The sequence below is a fragment of the Glaciimonas sp. Gout2 genome (assembly GCF_035018905.1).
GTDB lineage: Bacteria > Pseudomonadota > Gammaproteobacteria > Burkholderiales > Burkholderiaceae_D > Glaciimonas.
In genome coordinates this window covers 23,596-42,036 of the sequence record NZ_JASJXA010000017.1, presented here as the reverse complement: position 1 = coordinate 42,036, position 18,441 = coordinate 23,596, and the positions used below count along the sequence as shown (strand labels likewise).

The 18,441-nt window shown below is 47.5% G+C and carries 20 protein-coding genes and 1 pseudogene; 5 read left to right on the top strand and 16 right to left on the bottom strand.

The features are described 5' to 3' along the window. Window positions 1–102: 102 nt before the first annotated feature. The 13 genes from QN379_RS13330 to dusA all read right to left on the bottom strand — a co-directional run bounded on the left by QN379_RS13330 (window position 103) and on the right by dusA (window position 12,861). Window positions 103–735 carry a response regulator transcription factor gene (locus tag QN379_RS13330; protein ID WP_322236830.1) on the bottom strand — a complete coding sequence of 211 codons (633 nt, stop codon included), beginning with the start codon at window positions 733–735 and terminating at the stop codon, window positions 103–105. 297 nt (window positions 736–1,032) lie between these two features. Beyond that, window positions 1,033–1,347, bottom strand: a complete 315-nt coding sequence (locus QN379_RS13325; protein ID WP_322236828.1) for a BON domain-containing protein — start codon at window positions 1,345–1,347, stop codon at window positions 1,033–1,035. Between the two features lie 159 nt (window positions 1,348–1,506). Continuing rightward, complete coding sequence (locus tag QN379_RS13320) at window positions 1,507–1,719, bottom strand: CsbD family protein (RefSeq protein ID WP_323506837.1); 213 nt, start codon at window positions 1,717–1,719, stop codon at window positions 1,507–1,509. 129 nt (window positions 1,720–1,848) lie between these two features. Further along, the gene (locus QN379_RS13315; protein ID WP_322236824.1) at window positions 1,849–2,409 is read right to left on the bottom strand and encodes a ferritin-like domain-containing protein; all 561 of its coding nucleotides are present in this window, start codon (window positions 2,407–2,409) and stop codon (window positions 1,849–1,851) included. Between the two features lie 153 nt (window positions 2,410–2,562). Further along, window positions 2,563–2,865, bottom strand: coding sequence for a DUF883 family protein (locus tag QN379_RS13310; protein WP_322236822.1), 303 nt, complete (start codon window positions 2,863–2,865; stop codon window positions 2,563–2,565). A 696-nt stretch (window positions 2,866–3,561) separates the two neighbouring features. Beyond that, window positions 3,562–5,418: an ABC transporter ATP-binding protein gene (locus QN379_RS13305; protein WP_323506836.1), complete on the bottom strand. Its 1,857-nt coding sequence runs from the start codon at window positions 5,416–5,418 to the stop codon at window positions 3,562–3,564. Window positions 5,419–5,673: 255 nt separating this feature from the next. Continuing rightward, the gene (gene maiA, locus QN379_RS13300; RefSeq protein ID WP_322236818.1) at window positions 5,674–6,336 is read right to left on the bottom strand and encodes a maleylacetoacetate isomerase; all 663 of its coding nucleotides are present in this window, start codon (window positions 6,334–6,336) and stop codon (window positions 5,674–5,676) included. Between the two features lie 327 nt (window positions 6,337–6,663). After that, entirely contained in the window at window positions 6,664–7,356 is a 693-nt protein-coding gene (locus QN379_RS13295; RefSeq protein WP_323506835.1) for a fumarylacetoacetate hydrolase family protein, read from the bottom strand. Window positions 7,357–7,560: 204 nt separating this feature from the next. After that, complete coding sequence (locus QN379_RS13290; protein ID WP_323506834.1) at window positions 7,561–8,727, bottom strand: pyridoxal phosphate-dependent aminotransferase; 1,167 nt, start codon at window positions 8,725–8,727, stop codon at window positions 7,561–7,563. 293 nt (window positions 8,728–9,020) lie between these two features. After that, complete coding sequence (gene nusB / locus QN379_RS13285; RefSeq protein ID WP_322236812.1) at window positions 9,021–9,503, bottom strand: transcription antitermination factor NusB; 483 nt, start codon at window positions 9,501–9,503, stop codon at window positions 9,021–9,023. Between the two features lie 251 nt (window positions 9,504–9,754). After that, window positions 9,755–10,243, bottom strand: coding sequence for a 6,7-dimethyl-8-ribityllumazine synthase (gene ribH / locus QN379_RS13280; protein ID WP_322236810.1), 489 nt, complete (start codon window positions 10,241–10,243; stop codon window positions 9,755–9,757). 192 nt (window positions 10,244–10,435) lie between these two features. Beyond that, on the bottom strand, window positions 10,436–11,545 hold the full coding sequence (gene ribBA / locus QN379_RS13275) for a bifunctional 3,4-dihydroxy-2-butanone-4-phosphate synthase/GTP cyclohydrolase II (RefSeq protein WP_322236808.1): 1,110 nt from the start codon (window positions 11,543–11,545) through the stop codon (window positions 10,436–10,438). A gap of 284 nt (window positions 11,546–11,829) precedes the next feature. After that, the gene (gene dusA, locus QN379_RS13270) at window positions 11,830–12,861 is read right to left on the bottom strand and encodes a tRNA dihydrouridine(20/20a) synthase DusA (RefSeq protein WP_323506865.1); all 1,032 of its coding nucleotides are present in this window, start codon (window positions 12,859–12,861) and stop codon (window positions 11,830–11,832) included. Window positions 12,862–12,955: 94 nt separating this feature from the next. Here dusA and QN379_RS13265 point away from each other — a divergent pair, with 94 nt between their 5' ends. The 3 genes and pseudogenes from QN379_RS13265 to QN379_RS13255 all read left to right on the top strand — a co-directional run. Then, window positions 12,956–13,135: a hypothetical protein gene (locus QN379_RS13265; RefSeq protein ID WP_322236710.1), complete on the top strand. Its 180-nt coding sequence runs from the start codon at window positions 12,956–12,958 to the stop codon at window positions 13,133–13,135. Window positions 13,136–13,813: 678 nt separating this feature from the next. After that, window positions 13,814–14,296, top strand: a complete 483-nt coding sequence (locus QN379_RS13260) for a DUF4082 domain-containing protein (RefSeq protein WP_323506864.1) — start codon at window positions 13,814–13,816, stop codon at window positions 14,294–14,296. Between the two features lie 423 nt (window positions 14,297–14,719). Next, window positions 14,720–14,935: pseudogene (locus QN379_RS13255) on the top strand (hypothetical protein); the annotation flags it as partial. Here the strand turns inward: QN379_RS13255 and QN379_RS13250 are convergent. Continuing rightward, the gene (locus tag QN379_RS13250) at window positions 14,886–15,221 is read right to left on the bottom strand and encodes a type II toxin-antitoxin system death-on-curing family toxin (protein ID WP_323506833.1); all 336 of its coding nucleotides are present in this window, start codon (window positions 15,219–15,221) and stop codon (window positions 14,886–14,888) included. The pseudogene QN379_RS13255 and the gene QN379_RS13250 overlap by 50 nt on opposite strands. A 195-nt stretch (window positions 15,222–15,416) precedes the next feature. Here QN379_RS13250 and QN379_RS13245 point away from each other — a divergent pair, with 195 nt between their 5' ends. Beyond that, complete coding sequence (locus QN379_RS13245; RefSeq protein ID WP_323506832.1) at window positions 15,417–16,814, top strand: DUF945 family protein; 1,398 nt, start codon at window positions 15,417–15,419, stop codon at window positions 16,812–16,814. Window positions 16,815–16,859: 45 nt separating this feature from the next. On the opposite strand, the gene QN379_RS13240 is transcribed toward QN379_RS13245, so the two are convergent. Beyond that, window positions 16,860–17,144: a cupin gene (locus QN379_RS13240; protein ID WP_322236702.1), complete on the bottom strand. Its 285-nt coding sequence runs from the start codon at window positions 17,142–17,144 to the stop codon at window positions 16,860–16,862. A 311-nt stretch (window positions 17,145–17,455) separates the two neighbouring features. Beyond that, a complete protein-coding gene (locus tag QN379_RS13235; RefSeq protein ID WP_322236700.1) occupies window positions 17,456–17,911 on the bottom strand; it encodes a hypothetical protein in 456 nt (151 codons plus the stop codon). A gap of 34 nt (window positions 17,912–17,945) precedes the next feature. On the opposite strand from QN379_RS13235, the gene QN379_RS13230 reads away from it, so the two are divergent. Further along, entirely contained in the window at window positions 17,946–18,182 is a 237-nt protein-coding gene (locus QN379_RS13230; RefSeq protein WP_323506831.1) for a hypothetical protein, read from the top strand. Window positions 18,183–18,441 lie beyond the last annotated feature (259 nt).

The window sequence follows — 18,441 nt, the reverse complement described above, 5'->3', positions numbered from 1 at the left end:
TGAGCCTATCTGCAATCGCCTTAGGTTCTGGAACATTTTTCAATTGTCTTTACATCAAATTTACCGCGCAACTAAACTACTTCAATGCATCGATCAATCTTATCAATCGATCAAATTATTCTTAATTGCATAATAAATAATGTCAGCATTGTTAGTCATACTCATCTTTTGTAAAACACGGGTACGATAAGTACTCACAGTCTTCACACTAAGACATAGCTCGTCGGCGATTTTTGTTACTCCCTCGCCTAGGCTTAGCTTGTAAAAAATCTCATATTCACGCTCAGACAATAACTCGTGTAACGGCTTCTGATCATCTGTATCAGGATCAGCGGTTAATAGCTCCGCGACGCCATAACTAATGTATTTATGCCCATCCAGAATTGTATTAATCGCTTTGACCAATTCCGTGGCAAGGGCCTCTTTCTGCACATAACCATTTGCGCCACTACGAAGTACTTGCACCGCATAACGGCTTTCGGGATGCATGCTGAGTATTAAGACTGGAAGTTTTGGCTTCTCACGTTTGATCTGCTTCAAAACTTCAACCCCGCTTTTGTCGGGCATCGCAATGTCCAGCAGGACAATATCCCACTCATGTGCGCGCACCATCCGGATGGCCTCCTCCGCGCTGGCCGCCTCGCCTCCTATTTCCATATTGGGCACATCCGCAATAAAGTAATGGACGCCTGCGCGCACGACAGCATGGTCGTCAACCACTAAAATTTTTATCATAGTTTCAACATTTTTTAAAACCCCGATCACGACAACTGTTCACAGGTTGATAATTACTTTTAAAAAGTTATTTATTTTAATCCATGATCAAGCAGATTCTTTCGCCTTATCAGTTTTACACCATTTTGTGTTAATTGACCTAAAATAAATGTAAATCCTATAAGTATTTTTAAGTCATATCTGTTCTTTCCAATTGCAAAAAGTCCGGGAGTCTTCTATCGAAGATCCCGGCGCGACCAAACCATTCAGCGTTGTTTTAGCTCTGCTTGATTTGGCTAGCTTGATTTAGCTGAATTTTTAACGCAGACGAATGTCGTTTTTCACAGACTGAACACCCTTAACGCCAGCTGTTACATTTGCCGCGGTCGCCGCATCCTGACGCTGCGCCACAAAACCACTCAACTGCACTATGCCCTTATAGGTTTCCACATTAATTTCAGCCGACTTCAATGTTGGCTCATTGAAAATTGCCGCCTTCACTTTGGTCGTAATCACCGCATCGTCGACGTAACCACCAGTGCCTTCATGCGTAGCTGTCGCTGCGCAACCTGCCAGAGACAACATGAATAGCGCGAAAAAGAAACCAGCGAAACGTTTGGTGATTGATGTCATAGAATTCTCCTAAAAGTAATATATAAAACTACAAGGTCGTACAAAACTACGCATGCCGCATCCCTCACAATGGGTCTTTAATCTAGCTTCTAACTATCACGCCAGTGCAAGAGCTGGGTTGCTTTCATCATCAACAGATCAACGCGAAACCTGAACCAGTTAGGGACGATAGTCTTTATGGTTCTCTTCAAATGCTTTTATTTGCTTTTCAGCTTCATCTTTATTAACCCCATAAGCCTCTTGGATTTTTCCCGAAAGATCATCGCGTTTACCCGCAATCATATCGATATGGTCATCTGTCAATTTGCCCCATTGCTGTTTAATGTTGCCTTTCAGCTGCTTCCAGTTACCCTCAATAATGTCCCAATTCATCGTCATCTCCTGCAGTGAGTGGTGCTGATTACTGGTGATCGTCAACCATCAGTGAATACTTCTTGCTGGTGTCAATGCCAAATCAGCCGGTGATTTACAATGCGATTGAGGCCGCTATAGCGAATTCAACTAGCCAAGTAAATCGCGCATGTCATCGGCATGCTCTTCTTCAACCGCCATAATATTTACTAACATGTGGCGTGTTGTTGGATCAGTGTCACCAATACGCTCAATCATTTGGCGGTAGGTTTCGATCGCAATCCGTTCTGCAATTAAATTTGCTTTGATCATGCTCTTTATGTCGCTTGAATCGTCATATTCGGCATGACTCCGCTCAGCAATCCCGACAGGATTAAAATCTGGTTTACCGTTCAGTTGCACTATCCGTTCTGCAAGCATATCGGCGTGTTGCTCTTCCTCTCCGGCGTGCGCTAAAAACTCCGCTTTGATAGCGCTATTTTCAAGTCCGCTTGCCGTAAAGTAATGCCGCTTGTATCGCATTACGCACACCAACTCTGTCGCGAGAGCACTGTTCAACAAAGCGATGACTTCTTCACGATTACCTTGATAGCCGGATGTTACCGCGCCATCATCCAACTTTTGCGCAGCCGCTCTGATCGCCGCCGTGTCAATAGGCGTTGCGGTAGTCACGCGAGGCTTGCTACTAGCTTTGTTATTTTCGGCATTCATAACCATCCTACTTTCTTTAAATAGTCGACTAACTAACGATAGCTTTAGATTGGAATGTGGTTGTCATTGGTCGTAGTGTAATGGGACAAGAACCAAATACATTAAACGCAAATTGCAACTATCGGCAAACGGATTTAACGCACTTAGCCTTTTCTATTTACGTGACACACAGACGCCTGCAAGTACCCCAACCGCTAAAGAAATCGCGATTACACGCCATGGGTTTTCATGAACATATTCGTCTGTTGAAGTAATCGCCGCCCGCCCACCATCTATGGCAGCGCTTTGCACTTGCTGGGCTTTAGCCAAGGTATCATCAAGTAAACCAATCCCTTTATTGATCAGATTAGTCGCTTTTTCACCTGTCTCGAACGAAGCTTCCCGTAGAGTCTTAAGTGCTTCGCGCACCAAACTTTGCATGTCTTGCTCGATGTTTTCTAAAGAATTATTGCGCATGATTGAGCTCTTTCATCAGAGACAGTTAACAAGGCGATGTGGACAGCTGCGTGAGCAGGTCTTACTCGATTTTTAAAATAACTGAGCGCAGTTCAGATATCACCTCAAGTAACGTTAAAAAATTTTCGAGGCAAAGCATGGGAAAGCACTAATGCGATGGAATAAGTCTAACAACCGACGTACCTACCTGAAATAGGACAGGCGCTGTTTACTTTGTAGGACAAGCGGAAAAAAACAATGCTCATGATGATCAGCGGCACGCAACAATACGCAGAAAATACAGGGGTTTTGCGGCCCACAAAAAACCTATTATGTAGATATTGAAGGAAGCAGGGGACGCTAAATTTGTGACCGAAAAAGTCGTCATTTCATACTGTTAAAAGTACGTACTGAAGAATTGTGCTGAGGGATTTAGATAGATTACTTAAACCTGCAAACAAACCTTGAAGAAGTCACTTTCAAGATTTTATGTACCTTATAAAAAATTGTTCGACAGAACATATGATGCCGAAAAATTCGGTTTAATCCTCTTAAGTTCACTTATTGCGCCATCGGTAAGCACGTTATAAAACACCGACACACTTTGAGATTTCAAAGTAAATAGTCATCGGTTACGCACATAAGTTACCTACATGGGTTAATAGCCCTATTTATACGACTTAATTACGTACCTTAAATACACGCATAAGCTAACTATTAAGCCGCTTCCGCCACAGATTCATCCTCTGCCTCTTCCCCCAAAAATCCGCCACTTTGATGTGCCCACAACCGCGCATAAAGTCCCCCACTAGCAAGTAATTCACGATGGCTTCCCTGTTCTACAATCCGCCCTTTATCCAATACAATCAGGCGATCCATCGCTGCGATGGTTGATAGGCGATGCGCAATGGCGACCACGGTTTTACCTTCCATCAATCGGTACAAACTCGCTTGAATGGCGGCCTCGACTTCAGAATCGAGTGCACTTGTAGCTTCGTCGAGCAACAAAATCGGTGCGTCTTTCAACATCACGCGAGCGATCGCAATTCTCTGCCGTTGACCGCCCGACAATTTAACACCACGCTCTCCAACATGCGCATCGTAACCAATACGACCCTTAGCATCCATTAGGTTCAGTATAAAATCATGCGCCTCCGCGCGTTTAGCGGCGGCGATCATATCCACATCGGTTGCGTCAGGACGCCCATAGAGAATGTTATCGCGCACAGAACGATGCAACAAAGACGTGTCCTGAGTCACCATACCAACCTGCGCTCGCAAGCTGTCCTGCGTAACATGATGAATATCGGTACCGTCGATGAGTACGCGCCCTTGCTCGACATCATAAAACCGCAATAGTAGATTGACGATGGTCGATTTGCCTGAACCAGAACGTCCCACCAAACCGATTTTCTCCCCGGGTAAAATACGCAACGACAGATTTTGAATCACCGGACGAGGGCCGCCGTATGAAAAATCAACATCTTCAAACCGCACTTCACCCTGCGTAACGATTAACGCCTTTGCATCGGGAAGATCATTAATCGTATGCGGGCGCGATAGCGTATTGATACCGTCCTGAACCGTACCAACTTGTTCAAATAAGGATGCCATTTCCCACATAACCCAATGTGAGATACCGCTCAGACGCAACGCCATGGCGGTGGCGGCTGCGACCGCACCGATTCCAACCTGTCCTTGCGTCCAGAGCCACAGAACCATCCCTGCGGTACTGATAATCAACAACATGCTAAGGATGTGGTTGACGATCTCAAAGCCGCTCACCAGTCGCATCTGGCGGTGCACTGTTTGTAAAAATTCCTGCATCGCGGAACGCGCATAGCCAGCCTCGCGACCGGCATGTGAAAACAATTTAACCGTCGCAATGTTGGTATAAGCGTCCGTAATGCGCCCGGTCATCAGCGACCGTGCATCGGCTTGCGATTGCGCTACGCGACTGAGGCGCGGCACAAAATAGCGCAAAGCGAATCCGTAAAGCACAACCCAACCAAGAAACGGTAACAACATCCACAGATTAAAATTGCCCACGACCGCAACCAACGTGACGAAGTAGATCAGCACAAATACGAGGATATCCCCCAAAATCATACAAATATCACGTACGGCTAACGCAGATTGCATGACCTTGGCAGCGACACGTCCGGCGAACTCATCCTGATAAAATTCCATGCTTTGATTGAGCATCAGACGGTGAAAATTCCATCGCAGCATCATCGGAAAGTTACCTGCCAAGGCCTGCTGTTTAAATAGCGTCTGGAAAGCTACGACGACAATACTAGCGATCAGCACGATGCCAAGCAATATTAAATTATTCCGTTCCTGCGTCCACAAAAGCGAGGGTTGAACATGGCTGAGCCAATCAACAATTTTCCCCATCATCGCAAACAATACGGCCTCAAATGCACCAATCGTTGCTGTCAGCAAGGTCATTGCAATAATGTAACGACGCAGGCCTTTAGTGCATGCCCAGATAAACGCGACAAATCCGCGTGGTGGAGGTGCAATGACTGTTTCAGGATAGGGGTATATCAGTTTTTCAAACAGGCCAAACATACGAATACTCCAATAAATTCTGTAGAAACGTGACTCTCAGGCCGATGGATGCGCAGTAGATAAAGACAGCAGGATCAACGGTGAGCCGAAAGTCGACGAAGCAATGCTATCGCCATGTACCAATGAGGCGAAATAAGAAGGCGTTATAGCAGTCAGCTGGTAACAATGATGCGGCGCCTCGGTGTTGTGCTGAACATGCACTTCATCATGGATGCATAATGAATACGTAATTAATACGTAATGAATGGCCAAAACTCAGATTTCAGCGTCTATCTGATTTTCTGGTGCAGCCATAACGAAAGCGTCAAGTTGGCGGCAGTTATCATTAATGCGTAGCAATGTCGGAAAGGCCGACAAATCACACTTCTGCCGTTGTGCGTTAAACAATTGCGGAACCAGACAGCAATCGGCCAAAGTCGGCGTATCACCAAAGCAAAACTTGCCCACGCGTGCGTCCGCGGCGAGCGTCGTTTCAAGCGCTGTCAAACCCAACTCACACCAATGACGATACCAGGTATTTTTGGCTTCCTCTTCAACTTTCAAGTCGCGCACCAAATACCGTAAAACACGCAGATTATTAACCGGATGAATATCGCATGCGATCATCAGGGCAATACTACGCACAAAAGCGCGATCCAGCGGTGTTGGGGGCAATAACGCCACGTGAGGATACATTTCATCCAGGTATTCAATAATCGCCAACGACTGGGTAAGAACTGCTCGCCCCTCGGACGCTTCTTCATCGACCATTGTTGGCACCTGGCCACTTGGATTCAGTTGACGATACATCGGGCTTAACTGCTCTCCACCATGCTTCACCAAATGCACAGGAACGATATCACAAGGCAACTCTTTCAAATTTAACGCGATGCGCACCCGATAGGCGGCAGAGCTGCGAAAATAACTATAGAGTTTCATCCATTTTCCTATGAACTGGTGATGCATATCGTTGCGCAAAGAAGCACTAATATCGTGGCTTATGATTCAAACGGGCAGCTTAACGCTCTACCGGAGCACATTATAAAACGCTTATCTGGCGCGGTTTGATGGAAGTAACGATGAACAATATGACTTGTTTGGTCTATTGCCTTGCTATCAAAAATGATGCCAACTCAACCATTCACTCGCAAGGCGCATGGTCTCCTTATTTATGACCTGATTAGATGATGCGCAAACTTCAAATGCGCTCACTTAGGTTGCGCTAAGTCCGCTGGCGCCAAGCTGGCATCGTGAATGCCTTAATAACTATACAAGGCGCAAACGTAAATCACCGACACCCTCAACGCTGCCTTCCAGCAGATCACCTTTGACAACGGCTGCGACTCCCGCTGGCGTGCCGGTAAAAATCAGATCGCCCGCATGCAGTTCATAGAAGTTGGAAAGTTGTTCTATCGTTTCTGCGATGCTCCAGATTAGCTGATTGATATCGCCTTGCTGACGTAGCTGACCATTGACGTTAAGTTGGATTGGACCACGCTCAATCGGGCCGGTAACGCTAATCGGACGAATGGCTGAAATCGGCGCTGACTGATCAAACCCTTTGCTAGTACACCAAGGCCGACCAAGCTTTTTAGCTTCAGCCTGTAAATCACGGCGCGTCATATCCAGACCGACGGCGTAACCATAAATGTGTTTCACCGCTTCGGCAGCAGAAATATTTTTTCCACCGCTGGCGAGCGCGACGACCAATTCAATTTCATGATGCAGATCTTTAGTCATCGTTGGATAGGCCATCTCGCCGACGCTTCCCTGCGCTACAGGCAATACCGCATCCGCCGGCTTCATAAAAAAGAATGGTGCTTCGCGTCCGCTATCGCCCATTTCTATTGCGTGCTCTGCATAATTACGCCCGACACAATAAATCCGATGAACCGGAAATAATTCACCACTGCCCTCAACCGGCACGACCGCTTGCTGCGGTGAAAAAACGAATTCCATGAAAAGCTCCTTTAGTTACAAGAGGATGCTGCTTTAAGTACAGCAGCATAAAGAACAGATCAAATAACAGGCTTACACAAAATTATTCCAACTAGACTACGAACCTGCCGAGCCTGCGAAGAATACAGCATGTCAGTATCAGGCCGCGTAGTTGGCTAGAAAAGCGCAACACTGCTGGGCGATTTTGCGTAAGTTCTTTCCCTGTTATTTCCCGAAAAATACTGCCAAGCGCCGCACTGCTTCTCGCAAATTGTCCATCGAAGTTGCGTACGACAGTCGGATATAGTTACTCGCAGTGAAAGGACCAAAATCCAGACCAGAAACGACTCCGACTCCGACCTCGTTAAGAATCTCTTTTGTCAACCGGTCGGCGTCATCACTCAGGTCACTGCAATCGGCATACACGTAAAATGCGCCATCTGGTGTTACAGGGACCTTGAATCCTAGCGCGATCAATGCCGGGACGAGATAATTGCGACGCTCTTTAAACTCGGCCTTACGCGCCTCATAAATTGCAATTGACGCTGGTTCAAAGCAGGCAATGGCCGCGTGTTGCGCAATCGAAGAAGCGCATATAAATAAATTCTGTGCCAGTTTCTCAATATGCGGCACAAGTGTCTCTGGCAAAACGAGCCAGCCCAGTCGCCAGCCGGTCATATTGAAATATTTGGAAAAGCTATTGATTACAATAATATCGTCGCCTAACGATAGCGCAGAAAATGGAGCAGCATCGTAGGTAAGGCCCTGATAGATTTCATCCACGATGGTAAAACCATTGTGACTACGCACCGTTGCAACGATCTTCGCAAGTTCTGAAGCGAGGATGGAAGTGCCAGTGGGATTAGACGGTGAAGCCAACAATACCCCACGGGTCGCCTCACTCCAATGCGATTGCACGGCCGCGTCGGAGAGCTGAAAGCGTTCAGCCGGACCGCTTGGAATCATTTTTGCCGAACCTTCAAACGCCGCCACAAAATGCCGATTGCAAGGATACGACGGATCGGGCATCAAAACCTCGGTGCCCTTTTCCACCAATGCGGCGCAAGCCAACAGCAATGCTGCCGACGCGCCCGCAGTCACCACAATGCGCGATGGCGCAATATCCAGTCCATAGACTTGGGCGTAATGCTTGGAAATAGCTTCTCGTAAGGCTGGCAATCCGGTGGCGGAAGTGTATTGCATCTTGCCGGCTTGCATCGCTGCGGTAGCGGCCTCAACGACCATTGGCGGTGCCGTGAAGTCCGGTTCACCGATACCCATATGAATAATGTCGCGACCCTGGTGTTCGAGCGCCACCGCCATTTTTGCCAACTCCATGACATGAAATGGCGCTATGTTATCTAGCCTTGAAGCGAGGTTGGAGAGGTTCATTAAAACGTCTTTGCAATTAACTAGAGGAGGAAGCGCAATACGATGCGCTTACAAAGCGGTTACGAAGCGGTTACGAAGCGCTACGATAGCGAGTAATTCTGAACTACTCCAATGAATGGAAGTCGGCAGCATCAGCTGCGCGTCATATCCGTTAAAAAGGACTGAAAGAGGTAAAGGAGCGCAACTAACAGGCATCACAGCGTGCACCATTAAACGACGATGCCTATGCCCTCTATCAACTACCTGCGTCGGCTTGACTTAAGCATTCGGCTTATCGTTTAATCGAAAAATAATTAAGAACGGCGACCAGCATTGACTTCCGCTTCTCTGGCCTTAGCCGCAAATTTGTCCAAAACGCCGTTGACATATTTATGACCGTCGATACCGCCAAAAGACTTAGTCAACTCTACCGCCTCGTTGATCACAACTTTGTAAGGAATCTCAAGGTGATTCTGTAACTCAAACGCACCGATTAACAGTACTGCGTGTTCTACCGGCGAGAGTTCGCTAATTTTTCGATCGATCAATGGTGCTAGTTCGCCACGTAAAGTGGCCGCATCCTTAATCGCACCGTACAACACCGAATTAAAATGCTCGGCATCGGCTTTATCGAACCCGTGCGCTTCACGGATGTTCGCCTGAATGGCATACACATCTTCATTATTGAGCAGCCATTGGTAAAGTCCCTGCAAAGCGAACTCACGCGCTCGATGACGCGGTGTACGGCTTTTGCTTGGGTTGGCGTGCTTAGGATGTTCTTGAGATTTGTTGGTCATAAATTTTCCGACTTATATTCCAGCCTCACGGCTAGCGGTAATCCATTTAAATACGCACGACTGTTGCGCAACTTATTACTTATTTATTTTTATTGCTTTTTTTATTGGTTTATTTGCATTGATTACTTCTATAAAATCCTTTTGGCACACGCAATAACGATCTCTTTGACGCAATATAGAAGCAGCGCATTTTTTGCGCCGATTCATGCTCAGACCGTCACAGCTATCTGTTATCGATTAAATATCAGACCTTAGTCCTCATCGCTGGTCGATTCCGCCAACTCTTCCAGCGCGATCGACAAATTAGCCATTTCGACGGCTACGCGCGCGGCATCGATACCCTTTTCTGCCATCCTGACTTCGGCTTGCTCGTCATTTTCAGTCGTCAATACAGCGTTTGCTATAGGAATACCAAACTCAAGACCAACACGGCTAATTCCGGCACCTGCTTCATTTGAAACCAGTTCGAAATGATAGGTCTCGCCACGAATCACTGCGCCGATTGCCACCAATGCATCAAATTGTGCAGTTTCAGCTAACTTTTGTAACGCCAGTGGGATCTCCAATGCACCCGGGACGCTGACGTGTAAAACGTCTTCATCCACAACACCCAGATGTTTCAATTCACCTAGACAAGCCGATAGCAACCCGTGGCAAACATCCTCATTAAAACGCGCCTGCACAATACCGATCCGCAGACCGACGCCATCCAGATTAGGTTCGTAAGTTCCGACTGTCATGGTTTTTCCTTTATGCGCACTGCGCGTTGATACGTTAACAAATGAACACAACAAATAAAGACAACTAATATCAAAAATCTAGGTGGAACGCTTATAAGTTGCGTCGAACGCTCTCCACCAAGCAAAAGTACAAAGCGAAAGCTAAATTTCCGAAATTCCTTAAAGCAATGCAATTACTTACCATCGCATCTTTTAGCTATTCGGCTTATTTTGGTAGCCAGTAACTTCAAGCTCAAACCCGACCATCGATGGCATTTTTCTCGGGCTGGCTAAAAGCTTCATTTTGCCTACTCCAAGATCTTTTAAAATCTGCGCGCCAATTCCGTAAGTCCGCAAATCGAGGCGTGGCAAGGAAACATTGCCATCGGCACAATCGGCTAACGCTGCAAACTTCGCAAATATCTGCTCCGACGATTGTTCGCAATTCAAGAGAACCACAACACCACAAGGTGAAGATGCAATCGCTTCTAATGCCGATGTCATATTCCAGGAATGATTGGTCGCCTGAGTTTCCAGCAAATCGAGTATTGAAACCGGTTGATGGACCCGAACCAACGTCTCTACATCGGGGGTTGGCGTACCATGCAACAAGGCCAAATGCGCGCCACCGCTAGGCGTGTCGCGATAAGCAATTGTCTTGAACGTTCCTTGTGCAGTATGCGTGGTGCGCTCAGCCAGACGTTCAATCACACTCTCATGATGGCTGCGGTAATGAATCAGATCGGCAATTGTACCAACCTTAAGATTATGTTCACTGGCAAACACCAACAGGTCTGGTAAGCGCGCCATACTACCGTCGTCTTTAAGAATTTCACAGATGACTGAAGCTGGCGTCAATCCCGCCATATGAGTCAGATCGCACCCCGCCTCAGTGTGGCCGGCCCGCATTAAAACGCCGCCTTTCTTTGCCTTAACTGGAAAAATATGTCCAGGCTGAACAATATCGCTAGCCTTGGCATTTTTTGCAACCGCGACCTGAATCGTGCGCGCCCGATCTGCTGCGGAGATACCGGTGGTCACACCTTCTGCGGCTTCGATTGAGACAGTGAAATTGGTTCCGTAAGCCGTACCGTTTCGACTGGTCATCATTCCTAAGTCTAGTTGGGCGCAACGTTCCTCTGTCAGCGTCAGGCAAATTAAACCACGCGCGTATCTCGCCATGAAATTAATAGCTTCAGGCGTCACAAAATCCGCAGCAAGAACTAAATCGCCCTCATTTTCTCTATCTTCTTCATCGATTAAAATCACCATGCGACCAGCGCGCAATTCGGCAATGATTTCTTCTGTTGGTGCAATTGACATGTTATTGCCCTGAAATAGGCCTGTATTGAACGGATATAACCTAATGGTAGGTCGCTATTTTAATAGATTTATCCGTCAAGGACGCTTAGCGAATAAGCGCTTACTGACAATCACGCTTCGAAATCGGAAAAAATAGTGCGTTATAGCAGGCTTTATAGCACGCTAAAAACACGGTTTGCGAAGAATAGACAAAACCTTCATTAGCAATACCAACATTTTCTGAGAAGCGAAAAACGACATTTAATTTCAAAATTCATAACTCTTTGCGGAATTAATAGCTGAACTCACGCAGCCACTAATTGCATACGTTTCAAAGCCTCTAACAATAGCGCAGGATCACCTGTCGCCAGCTTTTTCGAGTCTGACAACACTTGCCGAAATCCTCGCGCGCCCGGCAAACCAGCCATTAAACCCAACATATGACGCGTAATACTGTTTAAACGCAGGCCACTACCATCGCGACCATATAACTCAAGCTGACGACGAATGTAAGGCATCATCGTTTCCACGACTTCAGCACGGGACTTCGGAGTTACTTTTTCATCATCGTAGTAACGTGCGTCGAAATCCGCCATCAAATAGGGATTGTGATACGCCTCGCGTCCCAACATAACGCCATCCACGTGTGCCAGGTGAAGGTCGATTTCAGCGGTGGTTTTGATTGCACCATTGATGATAATTTCAAGATGCGGAAAATCGCGTTTTAACTGGTAAGCAAAGTCATATTTCAGCGGAGGAATCTCACGATTTTCCTTCGGACTCAAGCCCTTTAAAATAGCGTTGCGCGCATGGACAATAAACGTTTGACAACCCGCCTCCGCTATCGTGCCTACAAAATCACGGACAAAATCGTACGACTCAATTTGATCAATCCCAATTCGGTGCTTGACCGTTACGTCGATATCAACGACATCACGCATTGCCTTCACCCCGTCAGCGACAAGATCCGCTTCAGCCATCAAACAAGCGCCAAAAGCACCCTTTTGTACGCGTTCAGAGGGGCAACCGCAGTTTAAGTTGATCTCATCGTAACCCCATTGCTCACCCAGTTTGGCACTTTTCGCCAAATCAGCCGGATCGCTTCCACCTAACTGCAAGGCAACCGGATGCTCTTCGTCGTTGAAATCAAGATGACGCGGCACATCGCCGTGCAACAACGCTCCCGTTGTCACCATTTCCGTATAAAGCCAGGTATGACGCGTGATTTGACGGTGGAATACGCGACAGTGTCTATCGGTCCAGTCCATCATGGGCGCAACAGATATTTTACGCCCCCCGTATTTCGGCGCTTTATCAAGCGTGGCAAGGGTTTCCAAGGGATTGATAACTATTTTAGAGCTCACGGAAATTCACGTTATTTAATGGTTTAACATCTGTCATTGGACACAAATTGGACAACAATTCATATTAATGGCAACTATACAAAAGATCGGTAAGCGCTGGCGCGCTCGGGTGCGCAAGCAAGGCTTTCCTGCTGTAAGCGACATGTTCGATACTAAAGCGCGTGCCCAAGAATGGGCATCTAAGGTCGAATCCGACATGCGCTCATTGAAGTTTCAGGACGGACGTATCATAGCAGAGATGACATAGGCACTCTTATCGACCGTTATACTATAGAGATTGGGGCAAAAAAACCCTTCGGCAAAAATAAAGCCGCGGTATTGGGATCGCTCAATATAGCGCTCGGTGACGTCCTCTTGCCCGATCTGACGACAAACAGGCTGGTCGACTTTATCAAGATGCGCAGCACGGCTACTTCTGATCGCCCGGGCGCTAGGGGTGTCACTATTGGCATTGATCTAACTTATTTAGGTTCCGTTTTAAAAGCAGCAAAACAATTATGGGATCTATGGTGAGCCGAAACCGGATGATTCGAACCATTGTCGCCACTCCTTACAATTAACCATCAAAGTGGCACTTCTATTTTGTTCTTATTTCGGCGGGAACTATCGATGCAAAGGTATTAACTACTTGTAGTGTTTGATTGTCGGAATTCTTTACATGTGGCTTCCTGTCGATCCTGAGTAAGTCGGCTAAGCATCTGATTTGTATAGTATTTTTCCTGTTTTATATTATGGCATAAGAATTGCTTTATAAACAGCACTCACTGCCCAATCCAGAGGAAAAATTATGAACACAATCAAAAAGAAACTGCTACTGGCCGCTATTGGACTGATGTTGGGATTTGCAGGTTCGTCGCACGCTAGCGTGATACCCGCCATCAATTCTTGGCAGAGCAGCTAAGGCTATTTTGGCGGCAACTGGACGATTGGCTTTCAGTTTTCCGCAAGCCAAAATCTGAATGTAACCGCGCTTGGTACTTATGACGTCAATGGCCTGACGGCACCGACAACGGTCTCCCTGTGGAACGATACGGGTACCTTGCTTGCGTCAGCGGTAGTTCCGGTAGGTGGCAACGTGATCGGCGATTTCATTTACACAAACTTGAGCAACACGGTTTCACTCACCGCTGGTCAGCTGTATCGGATGGGCGTTGGTGTTTCCCAGGCGAACTGGCTGTATCAGGTGAACGGTATCAATACTAGTTCCGACATTTCCTACCTGCAGGGTGCTTGGAGTAATGGGCAAGATACGTTCGTCACCTCCTTGAATGGCGCTTCCAACCGATACGTTTCGGCCAACTTCCTGTCGACGAATGCAAATGTGGTTCCGGAACCTGCTTCGCTGGCCTTGTTGGGCATGGGCCTAGTTGGCTTGGCCGTGGCGGGGCGCCGTAAGCTGGTCAAGTAAACCTGCTGTTCGCATGAACAAAGGCTCCACGCGTTGGGGCCTACATTTACAACATCTTTGATAACGTCGAATGTTATTTCCATTTATTTATTGCAGCTACGAACACTACTCAAACTAAGTAATATTTGTAACTACATTTAGTAATATGCAGTTTTGCTCATCACAATAACAGGCTCCAGGTGCATCAAACTGCGTCACGCCATTGCAAAGTTATTCCCTCCGCGCCCGGCTCAGGGCGCTATCAGCAAGTCGCTCCCGACCAAAGCAATGGCGCAAGAATGGACGCGCAAGATCGAACATGAGATGGATACCTCCGATTTAAGGACGGTCGTACTTTGTCCGCCTTTACCGTTTCAAAGCTAATTGATCGTTACAAACGAGAAATGCAGGCCGTTAAACCTTTTGGCCGCACTAGCTCAGAAAATTGTTGACCTAAGATTCCATGATTTACGTCATGAGGGAATTTCACGTCTATTTGAGCAAGGGTATCGGATCGAGCAGGTCGCACTTGTATCAGGTCACAGGTATTGGAAGATGCTGGCTAGGCACACACAAATACGAGCGAAGGATTTGCTTAGGCACTCCGAAATTATTCAACAATACGCTGCCGAAACCACTGTGCCAGATCTTGCTCGCTGAGCGAGCCAGCTGCGGTTTGTTCCATCGCACGAATCGCCTCGATTGCGGAAAACAGTAGTTTGATGCCATTGTCAGCAAGAAAAACCCGCACAACAACCCAAGCCGTGCGTTTGCTTCCGTCGCTATACCCATGGTTGAGCACTAAACCATGCGCATAAGCTGTAGCTAGGTCGGCGGCATCCGACTTCGGCTCGCTATAGGTTTCGAGTTGCTCGGGCCGAGCTAAATCGGACTCTACTGCATTTTTATCGCGTATTCCATCTAAGCCGCCGTGTGTCGCGGGCACAACATTACGCGAGAACTGAACAGTTACCTTCGCGTACAGGTCCTACAATGTTGGCTTTGCCCCGAATACAAATTCGTTGGCGCATTGGGCCAGCAAGGCTATCCTAGGCGCTGTACGCGCTGCAAAACACCAAAACATTTACCCAATGCAATACTTAAGTTATTATTAACTTTTATTCTTTCAAAAAAAGAAAACATGAAGCGTTCTCAAATAGCCATCGCCGTCGGCGTCGTCGTACTTGCGTGGGTTGCCGTGGTTCCTGGCATAGTCGGCATGCGCGCCAAAGCGGAATTTAGCAAAATTGGCCAGGACACATCGGGCAGTAGTTCCTTGCCGATCAGCACCAAGCTGGCCTCGTTCCAGCGCGGCTGGTTCTCGTCGACAGCCAAGACTGAATACGCGATTTCGATGCTAGTGCCGCCGGTCCGCCTGACGGTAACTCACAAGGTCAATCAATTCGCCATTCCGTTTTACCGTTGGGCCAAGATCACGCACACGATCGCGCTGGTAGACGACAAAGGAGTGGAAACACCATTACCGATCAAGCTCAATGCCAGCACCGACAAGCTATTCTTCGGCGGCCTGTCGACCAGCGTTGCAGCACCGGAAATCGATTGGAAGAGCCAGGAAGGCCTGCATATCGTTGGTAAAAACCTTAACTTGAACTTCCATGGGAAAAGCGGCGAAACGCAAAAATACGATCTCAATCTACCATCCCTCAGCGCCACTGCTGCTGGTAGCCAGATCAACGTCAGTCTGAGCAATCTCAACCTGAGCGGTACCTACAAGGACGAGAAGAGCGCCACTGACACCTGGCAACAAGACGGGCACATCAAACTAGATAGTATCGAAGCTACCAAAAACGGTAACGCCGTCCTGAAACTACAAAACCTGGTCATGGAGACCGACCTGAAAGACCACGGCAACAATTTCGATCTAGTTTACCAGACCAAGATAGACAAGAGCATCTTCGGCGATGCCAACGGCGTTGTTGCCGACGACATCCATTTCGATTTTTCCTATCTCAACCTGAACAAGGATGGACTACTGAAAATTCAGGCTGCTTCCAAGGCGTTTTACGAAGCGGCTGCGAAAGCCCCGCCAGTCGCCGGTGCCGACGTTGCTGCAGTCGCAGCGCCAGCAGCGGGCAACGACAGCACCGATGCCAAGCTAGCCCAGAAAAAGGCACAGATGACCATGCTGATGCAGCATGCCGGCGAACTGGTCGCCAGCTCCCCCAGCTTCCGCATCGACCGCCTCAGTCTGAAGACTCCTAACGGCGAAGTAGCCGGCACCTTTGAAATAAATATGGATGGTAAAGGCTTGACGCCGGACGCGCTGATGGGTGACAACGTGATGGTGCTGCTGAAGGAAAAAATTTCCGGCAAAGGTTCGCTGACGCTCGCGCGCGATGTGTTCCTGAACGCATTCGAACAAAAAAATGCCGCAGCATCTGCACAACGGCAGATGAAGGAAAACCAGTTGAAGATGTATGTCGACCAAGGTTATATCAAGGACGATGGCAAGCAATTGTCGCTGGAATCGACCTTTGGGCCGCAAGGCGTTGTCGTCAACGGTAAACGCATCATGTGACGCCGAAATCGCCCAGTCTTAGCCGATTTACCCAAAATAACATTTCTACGACTCGCTAGCCTCTTCTTTCCTGCCGACCAGGTACTGAAGGCCTTCGGGACCGTAGAACTCCGAATGGGATACGTTTGCTAACAAGTGAAACACACTTCCAGGTGTATAGACTTGTTCTACTTCTCCGACCCGCATGCGCAATTCGCCTGCAAGGATGAGTGCTTTTGCTTCAAAGGAATGCACGTGGGCTTCGAGAAATCCATTGGATTCCCTCTCTACAATTACGCCCTCTGCGAATCCTTCTTTGGCAATCATTTCTACAAATTCATTTCGCTCCATATCGTATCACCTGTCTTTTTATCAGCTGTTTGTTGGTCTTATTTTGTTCGCATTCATCAAACCCGACAGCACGGTCAAGCAGCGCCGAACATCCTCAAGCAATGAATAATTTGCTGATTCATCAAACTTGAGAGTAAGCATTTTTTTAGCTGTTTGCTTAAAATGTAAGCCACCAAACATTATCACGTTCTTTGCCATAGGAATGCTTCGCAACCCACATTCCAAAAGGCAACTTGGATTTATGTGATTCCACATATTGACGAATCAGATAGATATTTTAGAGGGTATAGGCATCCCGCGTTTGCGCGGCGTCAACCTTTAAAAGATTGCTCGCTTAATGGCGTGAAAGCTAATGTTTCGAAGTGTGATTTTAAGGCCATAATTTCTCGGGATACGTCCACCGGAAATCCTTTGCGATGACCTCTTTGATCCATCAGAAGTTGGATAAATAAAGTTTCGCAGATTAATTGTTTTGTCCATGTATTGGCAAATTGGTTCGCAATACGGGGGAAATATTTCATTAACCAAAGAGGCCAAACCTCAACGGGAAGCGTCAATACCCACTGATAAGTTGTCTCGTTCAACTTCAAGTCGGCTGGAATCTCCAACCTACGCGCAGTCTCCCAATGCTCTTCTTTAGCCGCTACGCTAGCTATATCAAGGACCGCTTTTGCTTCAGAGATCGTGACGACTTCAAATGGAATGAACTCCATACCTGCCCCCAATAAAAAATATCGCTGAAGAGGGGATGCGGTGGAGGTTCTCAAAAACAAGACACCATCACATGGGGCCACTCAACAGATGAACATAGCAATTTTATTGCCTTTGGGTATTTTACGCCGTTTCTGGGACTTGGGAGCAATGGAACAGCGAACCGACTTAAGGATTTATGGAGGCCGGAATCCAGCGGTACAGGTCGTGCCCAATCTGGACTTGATGGCTGTGATCACAGCGAGTTGCTACGAGGAAAATGTAAAAACTCCCGCCCACCGTATTAATGCATTGTTCAAAGAGACCACCTACACGGTTCAAGAGTGAACAACAATTGCGGCTGGGGAATGTACTATTCGGCGCCTCAACCCCGGCCCGACTACGCCGAGCCGGATAACTTACATCGTTGACCGTCCGCTTTGTACGGTCTCCGATCTCGAAGCGGTCCCACAGCGCCTTGACCCGCTGTGGTTCAAATACTTCGTACAATGCATCTTACGTGTGGGTGTTGATGTTGTCCGTGACTAATGTGATGCGTGGTGCCTGATGGCTCTGCTGAGCGATGTCGTGCAGAAACTGTGCCCAT